This window comes from Neohoeflea coraliihabitans (assembly GCF_019334345.1).
GTDB lineage: Bacteria > Pseudomonadota > Alphaproteobacteria > Rhizobiales > Rhizobiaceae > Pseudohoeflea > Pseudohoeflea coraliihabitans.
Window position 1 is genome coordinate 207,343 of sequence record NZ_JAHWQX010000001.1, and the last position, 14,178, is coordinate 221,520.

Consider the following 14,178-nt stretch of genomic DNA (forward strand, 5'->3'; position numbering starts at 1 on the left):
GCGCACGCCGATATCTTTGCATGCACTCACGAGCGGACGAAATGAAATTCGATGTAACGCCGGATATAGCTCGGCATCGCGGCGCTGATCTCCTCCGCCGCGCCGATCATCACCACATCATCGATCTCCGCATCATCCTGCTGCGCGATAAATGCGCGAACCCGCCGCTCCAGCGCCGCGGCGCTTTCCGGCATGTGATACCGCCGCACCAGCGTGCAGATGGCGCCGTCGCGAAACAGCAGAAAGCCCGGCTCGGCCCGCGCCTGCTTAAGGTCGAGGCCGGTTTCCTCAAACACTTCGCGCTGCATGTTGGCGTTCAGATCGGCGCGCCCGGCCACCACGTCGCTGTCATCGAGCGAGCCGCTCGGCGCATAGATGCGGCCGGCATTGGCGGTTCGCGCCGCCATGCGCACGAGCAGCAGCGCACCATCGCTGCTCGAGAGCGCCGGGGCGCCGAACAGATGACATACCCCTGCCGCCTTGGCGCCTTCAGTCCGGGCGCCTTCAGCGAGAAAATAAAGCAGCCCGGCATAGGGCGTGACATAGCCCTTGGCTGTCAGCCGGCCGGCGGCCATGTGCGGCGGCTCGAACAGGACGACAAAGCCGTTGTAGAGAAACGGACGGCGGCACACCTCTTCGGCCCAGAACCTCTCGATGGCCACGCGGTTGTCGGCGTACCATGGATGCACCCCGGCAAGCACGCGCAGATCGACGCCGGTCAGTTGCAAGGGTTCGCTCTGGGCGCGCGCATCCCTCAAATCACCGGCACCTCGACGACGACCGGACAATGGTCGGAAGCCTTCGGCCGGTCCCAGCCGGTGCGCGGATAGCGCTCGAGCGCCTGCCCGGGCGGAAAGATCGTCCGGTATGGCTGCCCCGCGCGAATGATCTCCGGCACCGCCTTGCCGCTCGTCTGCGCCAGGCGGGGCGACAGCAGGACATAATCCAGCTGACACAGATGCCGCTCCTCCGGCCCGCGTGTGTGATACAGCGTCCAGCGGTCGAGTACGGCACGCCGCTCCACCGGATTGACCACGAAGCCGTCATCGAGCAGCAGATCGAGCGCCGAGACCTCTTCGCGCCGCGGCTCGAAGGTGAAGCCGTTGCGCCGGTCGCCTTCGATCACCACCTTCTCCCGGTAGTCGTTGAGATCACCGCAGATCGCAAATCTCTTATTGGCGGTCTTGCCGCCAAAGCGCTCGCTTATGATATGCCGGACGGCGCGTGCTTCCGCCTGGCGCACCGGCATCGTCCATTCCCTTCCCGGCGTCCCGTTACGCCCCGGGCCCATCGACTTGAAATGCACCAGAAAGAAGGTGAACGGCTTGCCGCCGACGCGCACATCCACCTCGAGGCAGTCGCGCTTGAAGATGCGGTCGCCTGGACGGGCGCGATCGGCAAGGACCGGATCCCACAGATCGAGCATTTCATAGGTCAGATGCGCATGACTCTGCAGGCGTTCGAAGACGATCGGCTCGCCCTGCGCCGTTTCCTCGCGCATCAGGATCGCGACATCGATGCCGCGCCCGTCATTGCCCTCGACCAGGTATTTTTGCCGGTAGCCGGCCCCGGCCATCTTGAACAGATAACCGTATTCGAACGCATGCAGCGTATCGAGGCTCTCGACCTCCTGCAGGCAGAGAATATCCGCAAAGCAGTCGGCAATCGCCAGCGCTGTCAATTGCCGCGTGTCGTCGGTCAGCGAGATGGTGCGCGCCATCTCGACCTGCTGGTACACCGCTTCCTTGCCGATATCATACAGCTGCACCGCGCGGTCGCGTCGCAGATCGTTGCGAAAACCCGAAAAATCGAAACGGCTCAACAGGTTTTCGGCATTGAAACTGGCTATTCTGAGCGCCATCAGCGACCTTCCCGGCATGCGTCTGTCGCGGTTCCGCCCGGCAGTGCGGCCCACAGCTTGGGGAAGCATAGGCGCTCGCAATCAACCGCGAAAGGCCGCCCGCAGCTCGCTCACAGGCTTCTCGCACACGGCTCGGAAGTTTTCCAAGCAGCCGGCGTTGCCGCATCCATGGCCCTGCGAATGGACCGACCAAGGCGCGCGATCCCCTCTGCGATCGGTCCCTCGTCGGCGCAGGAAAACGACAGCCGGATGGCGTTGCCACGCCCTGCATCCGGATAGAACGCCCGGCCCGGAACGAAGGCGACCTGTTCGCGCTGCAGGCTTTGCGCCAGAAGCTCGGCGCCATCGATGGCTTCGGGCAGAGTGAGCCAGATGAACATGCCGCCTGCCGGCCGCGTCCAGTGAACACCTTGCGGCATGTGCGCGCTGAGCGCCTTCAGCATGGCATCGCGGCGCGCACCATAGGTGGCCACGATCCGGCTGATCTGCGCATCAAACACCGTCCGCGCGACATGATCGACCGCCATCTGGTTGAGCGTCGCCGAGTGCAGGTCGGACGCCTGCTTCATCAGCACCAGCCGTCCGATCACCGCTTTCGGCGCACACACCCAGCCGACCCGCAGGCCCGGCGCCAGCGTCTTGGAAAAGCTGCCGCAATAGATCGTGCGCGCCTTTTCGATCGACCCGCAGCGCGCGATATCCAACGCCAGCAGCGGCGCGATCTCCTCGCCCTCGTAACGCAGCGACTGGTAGGCCGCATCCTCGATGACCGCGCAGTCGAGCGCATCGGCAAGCGCCAGAATCCGCTGCCGCTCGCTCAGATCGAGCGTCTCGCCAGACGGATTGGCGAAATCGGCGGAGACATAGATGAATTTGGCGCGCCCGCCCTTCGCTTCCGCTGCATCGCGGAATGCGCTGGCCGAGCGGTTATCACCCGGCACCAGCCGGTCGTAGTTCGCCTCATAGGCATTGAAGGCCTGCAAGGCGCCGAGATAGGTTGGCCAGCCCGTGAGCGCCGTGTCGCCCGGCGACAGCAGCAATTTGCCCAGATAGTCGAGCGCCTGCTGCGAGCCTGAGGTGATCATGATGTTGTCGACGTCGCACACGATGCCGAGCGACGCCATCCGCCCGACAATCCATTCGCGCAACGGGCGATAGCCTTCGCTGAGCGAATATTGCAGAGCCTGGCCGCGATCCGCGCCGCTGAGTGCCGCCTGCAGGCCGTCGCGAAAAGCTGCATCGGGAAACAGTGCCGGGTCGGGAATGCCGCCGGCAAAGGAAATGACCTCGGGCCGGTCGAGCAGTTTCAGAAGCTCGCGAATTTCCGAGGCCTTCATGCGCGCTATACGGCCGGCGAACAGGCTGTCCCAGTCAAGACGGGTCTCGCCCGCTGCGAGGGAAGACAAAGGGCCCATGCGTTCGCTCCTGCCAATGTGCAGCCAACTCAAAGCAGAAAGCAAAATTTATGTCAATATTGCTGACCTATTTTGCGAAACATTGCGGAGATTAGAGACCCTGCGCAAGGTTATGTCCCCTCAGACGCCATCTTGGCGGCCTGTGCGCCGGCGCAATGGAACAGCGGCTGCCGCCCTGCGTTTACTTGACGGTTCCCGCTTCCCACCCTTCGGCGTTCGTCCTCCCCGCGCCGATAAACGGAAGCTGCAGATATTCAGAAAGGGATCACCATGCCCCGCACCCGTCCCACACTCGCTCTTCTGTCGGCCTCGGCCCTCGCTGCGACGTTGTTCACCGCGCCCGTAAGCGCACAGGTCGATACCGTCGAAGTCGGAGCCCTCAATTGTGTCGTCGAAGGTGGCGGCAGCTTCATCTTCGGCTCCAGCCGTGATCTGGCCTGCACCTTCACCTCGGCCGCCGATCCGGACATGGAAGAGGTCTATGTCGGCCAGATCGACAAGTTCGGCATCGACCTTGGCGTCACCGGCACCACCCTGATGAGCTGGGCTGTTGTCGCCCCGGCGAACAGTGATTTCGTCACCGGCGCCCTTGCCGGTCAGTATGTCGGCGCCACCGCTTCCGCCTCCTTTGCCGCCGGCCTCGGCGCCAATGTCCTGGTCAGCAGCGGCGGCGGGTCGATCGCCCTGCAGCCGGTTTCCGTGCAGGCCCAGGAAGGCGTCAATGTCGCCGCCGGCATTGCGCAGCTGACGCTTGTCGGCACCCAGGGCTGAGTTCGCCTCGAGCGACAGCACTGAACAAACGAGACAGGCCGCACGCGAGTGCGGCCTGTTTGCTTGAGACCGATATCTAGCAGCAGGAAACCCTGTTCATCGCTCCGGCGAGACCAGGACGCCGGCCACCGGCAGGCGCGGGCCGTCAGTTGCCCGCTTCATCCGGATGCCGTTGTAGAGCAGCGCCGTCACCCGGTTGCTGGCAACCAGCAGATGGCAGCCATAGGACGCAATCGCAGCAACCGGAACGACGATCAGAAACTCGGCGACCGGCGGCCAGTCTGTCAGCGCGAAGACGGTTGCGAGCGCCATGATGATCGGGTGGTGAAACAGGTAGATGGAAAATGACGCATCCGCCAGCTGGCGCACCCGCAGGCTTGGCCGGTCGCAATAGCGGCGCGCCATTGCAGCGATGAAACCGGTGATCAGCACGGCGCCGATCAGCCCGGCGAGAATCACCACGCCGTGCGCCCAGATCCGCGCCGGCGTCGCCATGGCGACCACCAGCAGCACGGCGCCGCCGATCAGCGCCGCCGCTCCGAGACCCGTATACCGCGCTTTCAGGACCGGGCTGGCAAACAGCGCCGCCCCGAGGAAGAAAAACGGAAAATACTGGATGTAGCCGATCAGCGCCGGCATCTTGTCGCCGCCAAGGGCATACACAAGCGGCAGCACCACGGCGCAGCCAACCGAGATCAAAGCCAGCCCGGCCAGCGACAGCCATCGATGCGCAAAGGCGAATTCGAAGGCCTGGCGGTACCATCGCACAAAGCGCGCCTGCCCGATCACTGCTGCGCCAAACGCCAATGCGGCAGAAAAGGCAAGCAGGCTGTACAGGAACCATAAATGCGAGATCCACGGCTCGTCGAAACGCGTCAGCCGCGCGATGAAAGTCGTCCAGAACGCCCCCGCCGGCAGGCTGCCGGTCAGGCTTTCGAACCAGACCTGAATGAGCATCTGCACCGGAAGAATGGTCAGTGTTGCGGTCAGCAGCGGCAGGCCGAGGCGCACCAGTCGTGACATCGCCCAGTCGCGCGCCTCCTGCCGCATCAGCAGCATCAGAGAAAAATACCCGGCGATCACGAAAAAGCCGGGCATGCGGAAGGTGTGCAGCGTGTCGGCGACGGCAGACATCAGCGGGTCGCGCACCGGCGACGGGATCGCCCAGTCATGATGCAGCGAATAGGTCACGGCTGCATGAAACGGGATGCCGAGCAGCAAATAGAAGGCTCGTGTGAAATCCCAGAAATGCTCGCGCTGGGCATCTTTCATGGCATCCGCTCCTCTTCAATCCGCCAGACTTAAGAGAAACAGGTTAGGATTTGGCCAAGGAAACCGGAACAATTCGAAACAATCCCGCAATCGGGCATATCCCGCGCCGCCGCAGGCGCGCAAAACAGACAACCCGCCGCCGCAGGCGTGCAAAAAAAAGACCGCGGAGTCGCCCCCGCGGCCTTGGATCATTCCAATGTCGCCGTGGCGATCAAAGCCTAGTTGCGATCCTTGTCGACCAGCGCGTTCGACTTGATCCACGGCATCATGCCGCGCAGCTTCTCGCCGACTTCCTCGATCGGATGGCTGTCATTGACGCGGCGGATCGCCTTGAAGCGGGCAGCGCCGGCGTGCCATTCCTGCATCCATTCGGAGGTGAACCGGCCGGTCTGGATGTCTTTCAGAACGCGCTTCATCTCGGCCTTGGTATCTTCGGTGATGATACGCGGGCCCGACATGTACTCGCCCCATTCGGCGGTGTTGGAGATCGAGTAGTTCATGTTGGCGATACCGCCCTCATAGATCAGGTCAACGATCAGCTTGACCTCGTGCAGGCACTCGAAATAGGCCATTTCCGGCGCGTAGCCGGCTTCCGTCAGCACTTCGAAACCGGCCCGGATCAGTTCGACGAGGCCACCGCACAGAACAACCTGTTCACCGAACAGGTCGGTTTCGCATTCCTCGCGGAAATTGGTCTCGATGACGCCCGACCGGCCGCCGCCGACGCCGCAGGCATAGGACAGGGCGAGGTCATGCGCATTACCGGAAGCATCCTGATGCACCGCAATCAGGCACGGAACGCCGCCGCCCTTCTGATATTCGCCGCGCACCGTGTGGCCCGGACCCTTCGGCGCGATCATCACCACATCGACCGACTTCTTCGGCTCGATCAGCCCGAAATGCACGTTCAGCCCATGCGCGAAGGCGATCGCCGCGCCATCGCGGATATTGTCGGCAATGTCGGCCTTGTAGATGCCGGCCTGCAATTCGTCGGGCGTTGCCATCATCATCAGGTCAGCCCATTTTGCAGCTTCCGCCACGCTCATCACCTTGAAGCCGTCGGCCTCGGCCTTCTTGGCGGTCGCCGAACCCTCGCGCAGCGCCACGGCAATCTCCTTGCCGCCCGAATCCTTCAGGTTCAGCGCATGCGCCCGGCCCTGCGAACCATAGCCGATGATCGCCACCTTTTTTGATTTGATCAGGTTCAGGTCAGCATCGGAATCGTAATAAACGCGCATGTCGGTTCCTTCCTTTTTGGCGTTACAATTGGGTGAGGCTTGGCCCCGTTTCCGCCCGGTCCGCTAATGCGGATCCGGAATGAGAGGTGACGCCGTAGAGCGTCAGGAATTGTTGTGTCGCCAGCGCTGCATCCGCCGCGATCCTGTCTGGTGGCAGGCTGACCGTCTCGCCGAGCAGCAGCCGGATCTGCACATCACGCCCGACGAGGCCGAAAAAGGTCCGGAACGCGGCTTCCGTATCGCCGAAATCGAGAAGCCCGGCATCCCGCCCTGCCTCGAGCAGCGGTTTCAGGCGCTCGCCGATTGCCAGCCGGCCATTGGCCAGGACAATGGCGCCGAGCCGGCTCTTGCCCGATCCCGCATGGCTGACCGCCACCCGGTTCAGCGCGATCGAGGTCGGCGACGAAATCACCGTCAGCCAGTTGGCCGCAAAATCGGCAAGGCTTTTGCGCAACTGCCCCTCGTCGAGGCGCTGTCTGTCATAGGACCCGGCCCGCACCCGTGCCGCCTGCCAGCGCACCGTCGCCGTCAGGATGCCGTCGCGGTCACCGAACCACTTGTAGAGCGTTTCCTTTGAGCAGCTTGCCGCCTGCGCAATGCGCGCCACGGAGAAGCCGTCCCCCTCCTCGACCATCAGTTGCAAGACGACGTCGAGCACCTCGCGCTGGCGCGGCGTGAAATCGGCCTCGCCGGCCGCCGGCGTGTCAGATGAGGTAAGCGTCCCGCTGATCATGACGATGCTGTACTGTACCGTACGGTACGGCGTCAAGAGCGGACTTTGGCTCTCTGCGAAGCGCGTTGTTTTTGATAGGAAGGCCTGCGCAAGTGCAAGCGCTCAGCGCGGCTCGACCAGCGCCACCCTGTTGCCGTCGGGATCGGACAGCATGCACAATTGACCGACATCGCCCGTCGAAAGAGGTCCGGGCGCCAGGTGCGCTTTCGTCAGGCGCTGACGCAACGCGGCCAGAGCTTCGACGATCAGCGTCAGCGTCCCGCCGCCCGCCCTCTGCGCATCCTCGAACAGCTGCAGGCCGGCGCTTTCATCGAGATGCCATTCGACAAGACCGGCCATCGGCCGCCGATCCGGCGCACGCTCGAACAGCTGAGCATACCAGGCTTCGCTGCGCTGAAGATCCGAGCAGTCGAGATGCGCGATCACCTGTTTCAGCTGCATCACGTTTCGCCTATCTGCCGCATTGTGCCAACTGGGTGGCATAGCTTTGTGCCAGACTTTCCGCCTTGCGCGCCGCGCGCTGCGCCGTGGCGCTCGGATTGCCGCGCCGGAAGCCGCCATGCCCGTGATAATAGTTGAGATACATATTGTAGGTGTCGTTGAGCGCCACGCCGTTGGTCGTATGGCTCAACCGGTGATACCACCCGACGAAATCGATGGCATCGTCGAAATTGGTGCGCCGCGCCCGCCAGTTGCCGGTCTCGCGCTGGTAGCGCTCCCAGGTGCCGTTCAGCGCCTGCGAATAGCCGAGCGCCGTCGATTTGCGCTTCCACGGCACGATGCCGAGCAACTTGCGCCGCGGCGGCCGGGCATCGCCGTCAAAACCGGATTCAACGCGGATGGTCGCCAGGAGCACCGCGCGCGGCACACCGTACCGCCGCTCCGCCTTCTGCGCCGAACGCGACCAATTGGTCAAGAAACCGTCGCGCTGGTCAAGAACCGCGCAGACATTGTTGATTTTGCTCGGCGGCGACGCGCAGCTGGCCAGAACCAGCGCCAGCACCGCCAGGAGAATGATACGCATGACTAAACCTCTTGCTCCGCAGCAGAGACAATCATGAAAGCTTTAATTTTCGATAAGTCGGCGCGTTAACCCTGGGTGCCCGGAAACATCAGCTGCCGCAGGCGGCGATGAACCGCCGGACCGTGGCCGCCATGCCGAATTCCAGCGCATCGGCCGTCAGCCCGTGGCCGATCGAGACTTCGCGCAGATCCGGCAGCGCTTCGGCGAGCGGCGCCAGATTGGCAACCGTCAGGTCATGACCGGCATTGATGCCGAGTCCGATTTGCGTGGCGATTTGCGCCGAGGTCTCGAGTTTCTGCAATTCGCGGCGCGCCGCGGCGCGGTCATCATGGGTGGCGCCATAGGGCCCGGTATAGAACTCGACCCGGTCGGCGCCCGTCGCCTTCGCCGCCGCCAGCGTGACATGGTCGGCATGCGGATCGCAGAACAGCGACACCCGGCAGCCGCCCTTTTTCAAGCGTGCCACGCTTGTCTCGAGCAGGTCCGAATGCGCGGCAAAATTCCAGCCGTGATCGGAGGTCGCCTGCGCCGGATCATCGGGCACCAGCGTCACCTGCTCGGGCTGATGGGTTTCGCAGAGCTCAAGAAAATCCTCGTTCGGATAGCCTTCCATGTTGAACTCGGCCTGCGGAAATTCATCATCGATCAAGGCGCGGATCTCCGGCAGATCGGAAAACCGGATATGGCGCTGATCCGGGCGCGGATGCACCGTCAGCCCGTGCGCCCCGGCCGCAAGGGCAATGCGCCCCAACCCGGTGACGCTCGGCCATGGCAGGTCGCGGCGGTTGCGCAGCATGGCGACGGCATTCAGATTGACGGACAGCGCGGCAGGCATGGCGAAAAATCCTTCGATGTGCCCGGAGACTGCATCATCTGACAGGGCGTGCCGGGGACGTGCACCGGTCCTGGTCTGCAGCCGGGCTGTTGATGCTCAAGATCAGAAACGTGAGCGTTTCGGCCCTGCACCGCGGCGGATGCGGCTTGAAAATTCCGCCAGTTCCGCATCATAGGCTTTGATCCGCCGGCGGCGCCGGCGACGACCGATCGCGGCGGCCCACCATAGCACGATTGCCGCCAGCACTGTACCCGCAAGGATCAGGGGCATCGCCCATTTCTCGAGCGTGTCGCCCGTCAAATGGCGAAACATCCTCTCGAGATCAACGGCATGTGCCGGACCGTGCATCGCCATCAGAATGATCGGGCTCATTGCGGCCGTGGCCAGGGTTTTCATATCGTCTCCCGAAACATTGTCCTGTTCTAGGATCTCGACCCTAGCAGCGGCCCGTTAATGTCCGGTTGCTGCCAGAGCGTTGCCGCAACCGCCTTGCCAGCCGCAACCACGCGAGTAATCTGGCCCGATGACCGCTGATGCTCTTACCAGGGACCGCCGCCCCGTCCATCTACGCCGCTCCTGGCTCTTCCTGCCTGGAGCCGACCGGCAGGATCTGTCCGCCGCTGCCACCTGCGGCGCCGACGTGCTGATTCAGGAATTCGAGGACTTCACCGTTCCCGAACGGCGCCGCGAAGCGCGTCAGCTTTGCGAGGAGATTTTTACCGCCTGGCGAAGCGCCGGCCGGCTCGCTGCGGCCCGCATCAACCCCCTCGAAAGCGCGGATGGCCCCCAGGATCTCCGCGCCGTCATGGCCGGACGCCCGGACATCGTGCTCTTGCCGAAATGCGACCGCGCCGCGCAGGTCGCGCGTCTCGATGGCGCCATCGAGGCGCTGGAGAAACAGCTCGATCTGCCGCGCGGCCGCATCGAGATCGTGCCCAATATCGAGAGTGCCCGCGGCCTGGTGGCGGCCGCGGACATCGCCACCGCCAGCCCGCGTGTGACGGCCCTCTTGCTCGCCTCCGAAGACATGGCCGCCGATCTCGATGCCGAGCGCAACCCGGGCGGATCCGAGCTCGACTATGTGCGCCAGCGTTTTCGCCTCGAATGCGCCGCCGCCGGGGTCACCGCGATTGACTGTCCCTACACATTCGCCGACATCGAAGGTCTGCGCCGTGAAACCCGCCAGGCCCGGCAATGGGGTTTCAAGGCAAAAAGCCTGGTGACGCCGGCGCATGCCAGTGTCATCAACGAGGAACTGACGCCTGACCGGCGCAGCATCGAAAAGGCGCGCCGGGTTCTGACGGCCTTTGACGCCGCCCGCATTGGCGGTGCCGAGCGCGCCAGCGTTGACGGTCACGCCGTCGAATTGCCCACCGCCAATGCCGCCCGCAGGCTGATTGCCCGCGCCAACGCGTTCGATGCCTGGGACAGCCGCTTCAGCGCACCACCGTCAGACGCTCCGAAGCGCGGGTGATCGCCGTATACAGCCAGCGTTCGCGGTTGTCGCGAAACGCCCAGCTTTCGTCAAAGACCACGACATTGTTCCACTGCGAGCCCTGCGCCTTGTGCACGGTCAGCGCATAGCCGAAATCGAAGTCGTCATAGCGCTTCTTGGTCGTCCAGGGCACTTCCGCCTCCGGTGTCTCGAAGGCCGCCTTGAGCAATTTGATCTTGGCGGCGCCGCGATCCATATCGTCATCCTCGGGCTTGACCAGGAGATTGATGCCCGGTTTGACCGTCTCCTTCGAAGAGGTCATCACCTGCCACAGCGACCCGTTGAGCAGCCCCTTCGCCGGATCATTGCGCAGGCACACCAGCTTGTCCCCCGACTGCGGGAACATCTGCGAAAAACCCTTCAACTCGCGCAGGCGCTGATTGTAGCGCCGCCGCGTCCGGTTGGTGCCCACCAGCACCTGATCCGCATCGAGCACCAGCTCCTGCGTCACCGCGCGCTTGTCGATCACCTGGGCGCTGCCATAGTCGCCATGCGCGATCTGCCGGCCTTCGCGTACCTGCATCGCCAGATCGATGATCGGATTGTCACGCGCTTGCCGGTGGATCTCGGTCAACAGACAATCCGGCTCATGCTCGGTGAAAAAACCGCCGCCGGAAATCGGCGGCAACTGGCCGGGGTCGCCAAGCACCAGCACCGGCGTTCCAAAACTCAAGAGATCGCGCCCAAGCGCCTCGTCAACCATCGAGCACTCGTCGATGACGATCAGCGCCGCCTTGGCGAGCGGGCTTTGCCGGTTGATCGAAAACATCGGCGACACGGTCGTGCGTCCGGTTTCCTCGTCCTCCACGGCCTCCTCGCCGCGCGGCCGGTAGATCAGCGAATGAATGGTCTTGGCGTTCGACGCCCCGCGCGCTCTGAGCACCTGCGCCGCCTTGCCGGTGAACGCGGCAAACAGCACGTCGCCATCGACATGTTCGGCGAAATGGCGCGCCAGCGTCGTCTTGCCGGTGCCGGCATAGCCGAACAGCCGGAACAGCGGACTGCGCCCTTCCTTCAGCCAGCGCGACACCGCCTTCAGCGCTTCATCCTGTTGCGGAGAGAACTTCATCCGCCTCCCCTGCCAGCATTCGCTGATTCCCGCAACGCTCCGCCGCCAAGCTGCCGCAGTTTTCCCGCCGCGATCACGCCTGCGGCTATATCCCTTCCGGGCCGCGATTCATTGCCGCCACGCCGGTGCGGCAGATCTCGACCAGCCCGAGAGGCCGCATGATGGCGATGAACTGCTCGATTTTCGAGACGCGACCGGTGATCTCGAAGATGAAATGCTCGGTGTTGGCGTCGATCACCTGGGCGCGGAACGCATCGGCCAGGCGCAAGGCCTCGACCCGGTCGTCGCCATTGCCGCGCACCTTGACCAGCGCCAGTTCGCGCTCGATCGCCTTTTCATGCCCCAGAGCCCGTGCGCGCTGCGACAGATCGACGACACTGCGCACCGGCACGATGCGTTCGAGCTGCGATTTGATCTGCTCAAGCACATGCGGCGTGCCCTTGGTGACGATGGTGATGCGCGACAGATGCGCCTCGTGCTCGGTTTCCGAGACCGTCAGGCTCTCGATATTGTAACCGCGCCCGGAAAACAGGCCGATCACCCGGGCCAAAACCCCCGGCTCGTTGTCGACAAGCACCGACAGGGTTCGCGTTTCAGGATGTTCGGTTTCCTTGGCGATGAAATAGGCCGAACCGGTGGGCTGGTGCTGGGCGTTCATGATCGTGTTCCTGTCAGTTGCAGCTCAGACGAGCTGGCGGCCTTTCGCGTCGATGGCGGTGGCGACGACCTCGTCGGTGGCTTCGTCGGGCAGCAGCATTTCATTGTGCGCCTTGCCGGACGGGATCATCGGGAAGCAGTTGGCCAGCGCCGCCACGCGGCAGTCAAAGACGAACGGCTTGTCGCTTTCGATCATCCGCGCGATCGACGCATCAAGATCACCAGGCTTGTCGCAGCGCAATCCCTCGGCGCCATAAGCTTCCGCCAGCTTCACGAAATCAGGCAGGGATTCCGTGTAGGAATGCGACAGGCGGTTGCCGTGCAGCAATTGCTGCCACTGGCGCACCATCCCCATATACTGGTTGTTGAGGATGAAGATCTTCACCGGCAGCTCATACTGGACGGCACAGGACAGTTCCTGGATGCACATCTGGATCGAGGCATCGCCGGCGATATCGATGACAAGACTGTCACGATGCGCCGCCTGCACGCCGATCGCCGCCGGGAACCCGTAGCCCATGGTGCCGAGACCGCCGGATGTCATCCAGCGGTTCGGTTCCTCGAAGCCGTAGAACTGCGCCGCCCACATCTGATGCTGACCGACCTCGGTGGTGATGTAGGTGTCACGGTCTTTCGTCGCCTCGTACAGCCGCTGGATGGCATGTTGCGGCATGATGACATCGGCATTGGCCGTATAGGCCAGCGAGTTGCGCGAGCGCCAGCCGGAGATCGCCTTCCACCACGGATCGAGCCGCGCCCGATCGGTGTGCGAGGAGGCGCGCCACAAGCGCACCATGTCTTCCAGCACATGCCCGACATCGCCGAGGATGGGGATATCGACGCGCACATTCTTGTTGATCGACGAGGGATCGATATCGATGTGGATCTTCTTGGAATTTGGCGAGAAGGCATCGATCCGGCCGGTGATGCGGTCATCGAAACGGGCGCCGATACACACCATGACGTCGCAATCATGCATCGCCATATTGGCTTCATAGGTCCCGTGCATGCCGAGCATGCCCAGCCAGTTCTTGCCGGAAGCCGGATAGGCGCCCAGCCCCATCAGTGTCGAGGTGATCGGGAAACCCGACAACTCGACCAGTTCGCGCAACAGGTGGCTGGCCTCGGTGCCGGAATTGATCACGCCGCCGCCCGAATAGATCACCGGCCGTTCCGCCGTCGCCATCAATTCGATGGCGGCACGGATCTTGTCGAGATCGCCCTGCACCTTCGGCGCGTAGCCGCTGTGCCGTCCGACAGGTGGCGGCGGCGTGTAAAGGCCCGTCGCGAACTGGACGTCCTTCGGAATATCGACAACCACCGGGCCAGGACGCCCGGACGTCGCGATCTTGAAAGCTTCGTGAATCACAGCTGACAGCTGATTGACATCGCGCACCAGCCAGTTGTGCTTTGTACAGGGCCGCGTGATGCCGACCGTATCGCATTCCTGGAACGCATCCGAGCCGATCAGGCTGGTCGGCACCTGGCCGGTGATGCACACCAGCGGAATGGAATCCATCAGCGCATCCTGCAGCGCGGTGACGACATTTGTCGCCCCCGGCCCCGACGTGACAAGCACGACGCCGGCCTTGCCGGTCGAACGGGCATAACCCTCAGCCATGTGGCCGGCACCCTGCTCGTGGCGCACGAGAATATGCTCCACCTCGTCCTGCTGGTGCAATTCGTCGTAGATCGGCAGAACCGCTCCGCCCGGATATCCGAAAATGTGCTCAACGCCATTGTCCACCAATGCGCGCAGAACCATCTCGGCGCCTGTCATCTCCATGCTTGTGCCAGCCATTGTCTTC

Annotated in this window: 15 protein-coding genes; 2 read left to right on the plus strand and 13 right to left on the minus strand. The window is 63.5% G+C overall.

Going from position 1 to position 14,178, the window contains the following annotated elements:
- Positions 1-26: 26 nt before the first annotated feature.
- The 3 genes from KY465_RS01055 to KY465_RS01065 all read right to left on the minus strand — a co-directional run bounded on the left by KY465_RS01055 (position 27) and on the right by KY465_RS01065 (position 3,276).
- On the minus strand, positions 27-758 hold the full coding sequence (locus tag KY465_RS01055; protein ID WP_219157563.1) for an NUDIX hydrolase: 732 nt from the start codon (positions 756-758) through the stop codon (positions 27-29).
- Entirely contained in the window at positions 755-1,861 is a 1,107-nt protein-coding gene (locus KY465_RS01060) for an endonuclease/exonuclease/phosphatase family protein (protein ID WP_219157566.1), read from the minus strand. The genes KY465_RS01055 and KY465_RS01060 overlap by 4 nt, the downstream gene beginning before the upstream one ends.
- A gap of 110 nt (positions 1,862-1,971) precedes the next feature.
- Positions 1,972-3,276, minus strand: a complete 1,305-nt coding sequence (locus KY465_RS01065; RefSeq protein WP_219157570.1) for an aminotransferase-like domain-containing protein — start codon at positions 3,274-3,276, stop codon at positions 1,972-1,974.
- A 270-nt stretch (positions 3,277-3,546) separates the two neighbouring features.
- Between KY465_RS01065 and KY465_RS01070 the strand changes: the two genes are divergently transcribed.
- Positions 3,547-4,047, plus strand: a complete 501-nt coding sequence (locus KY465_RS01070) for a DUF992 domain-containing protein (protein WP_219157573.1) — start codon at positions 3,547-3,549, stop codon at positions 4,045-4,047.
- 96 nt (positions 4,048-4,143) lie between these two features.
- Here KY465_RS01070 and KY465_RS01075 read toward each other — a convergent pair whose 3' ends face one another.
- The 7 genes from KY465_RS01075 to KY465_RS01105 all read right to left on the minus strand — a co-directional run bounded on the left by KY465_RS01075 (position 4,144) and on the right by KY465_RS01105 (position 9,545).
- Positions 4,144-5,319: an acyltransferase family protein gene (locus tag KY465_RS01075; RefSeq protein WP_219157575.1), complete on the minus strand. Its 1,176-nt coding sequence runs from the start codon at positions 5,317-5,319 to the stop codon at positions 4,144-4,146.
- Between the two features lie 218 nt (positions 5,320-5,537).
- Positions 5,538-6,557: a ketol-acid reductoisomerase gene (gene ilvC, locus KY465_RS01080; RefSeq protein WP_219157577.1), complete on the minus strand. Its 1,020-nt coding sequence runs from the start codon at positions 6,555-6,557 to the stop codon at positions 5,538-5,540.
- A gap of 22 nt (positions 6,558-6,579) precedes the next feature.
- Entirely contained in the window at positions 6,580-7,290 is a 711-nt protein-coding gene (locus KY465_RS01085; RefSeq protein WP_219200705.1) for a TetR/AcrR family transcriptional regulator C-terminal domain-containing protein, read from the minus strand.
- Positions 7,291-7,392: 102 nt separating this feature from the next.
- Positions 7,393-7,731 carry a VOC family protein gene (locus tag KY465_RS01090; RefSeq protein WP_219157579.1) on the minus strand — a complete coding sequence of 113 codons (339 nt, stop codon included), beginning with the start codon at positions 7,729-7,731 and terminating at the stop codon, positions 7,393-7,395.
- Between the two features lie 10 nt (positions 7,732-7,741).
- Positions 7,742-8,314 carry a transglycosylase SLT domain-containing protein gene (locus tag KY465_RS01095; protein ID WP_219157581.1) on the minus strand — a complete coding sequence of 191 codons (573 nt, stop codon included), beginning with the start codon at positions 8,312-8,314 and terminating at the stop codon, positions 7,742-7,744.
- Positions 8,315-8,402: 88 nt separating this feature from the next.
- On the minus strand, positions 8,403-9,149 hold the full coding sequence (locus KY465_RS01100) for a pyridoxine 5'-phosphate synthase (protein ID WP_219157583.1): 747 nt from the start codon (positions 9,147-9,149) through the stop codon (positions 8,403-8,405).
- 102 nt (positions 9,150-9,251) lie between these two features.
- The gene (locus KY465_RS01105) at positions 9,252-9,545 is read right to left on the minus strand and encodes a hypothetical protein (protein WP_219157585.1); all 294 of its coding nucleotides are present in this window, start codon (positions 9,543-9,545) and stop codon (positions 9,252-9,254) included.
- Between the two features lie 127 nt (positions 9,546-9,672).
- Here KY465_RS01105 and KY465_RS01110 point away from each other — a divergent pair, with 127 nt between their 5' ends.
- Positions 9,673-10,623, plus strand: a complete 951-nt coding sequence (locus KY465_RS01110) for an HpcH/HpaI aldolase/citrate lyase family protein (RefSeq protein ID WP_219157587.1) — start codon at positions 9,673-9,675, stop codon at positions 10,621-10,623.
- Here the strand turns inward: KY465_RS01110 and KY465_RS01115 are convergent.
- From KY465_RS01115 to KY465_RS01125, 3 genes are all read right to left on the minus strand, one after another.
- Entirely contained in the window at positions 10,586-11,713 is a 1,128-nt protein-coding gene (locus KY465_RS01115) for an ATP-dependent DNA helicase (RefSeq protein ID WP_219157589.1), read from the minus strand. The two genes, KY465_RS01110 and KY465_RS01115, sit on opposite strands and share 38 nt — an antisense overlap.
- 85 nt (positions 11,714-11,798) lie before the next feature.
- Positions 11,799-12,371, minus strand: coding sequence for an acetolactate synthase small subunit (gene ilvN, locus KY465_RS01120; RefSeq protein ID WP_219157591.1), 573 nt, complete (start codon positions 12,369-12,371; stop codon positions 11,799-11,801).
- Positions 12,372-12,395: 24 nt separating this feature from the next.
- A complete protein-coding gene (locus KY465_RS01125) occupies positions 12,396-14,171 on the minus strand; it encodes an acetolactate synthase 3 large subunit (RefSeq protein WP_219157593.1) in 1,776 nt (591 codons plus the stop codon).
- Positions 14,172-14,178: the final 7 nt, after the last annotated feature.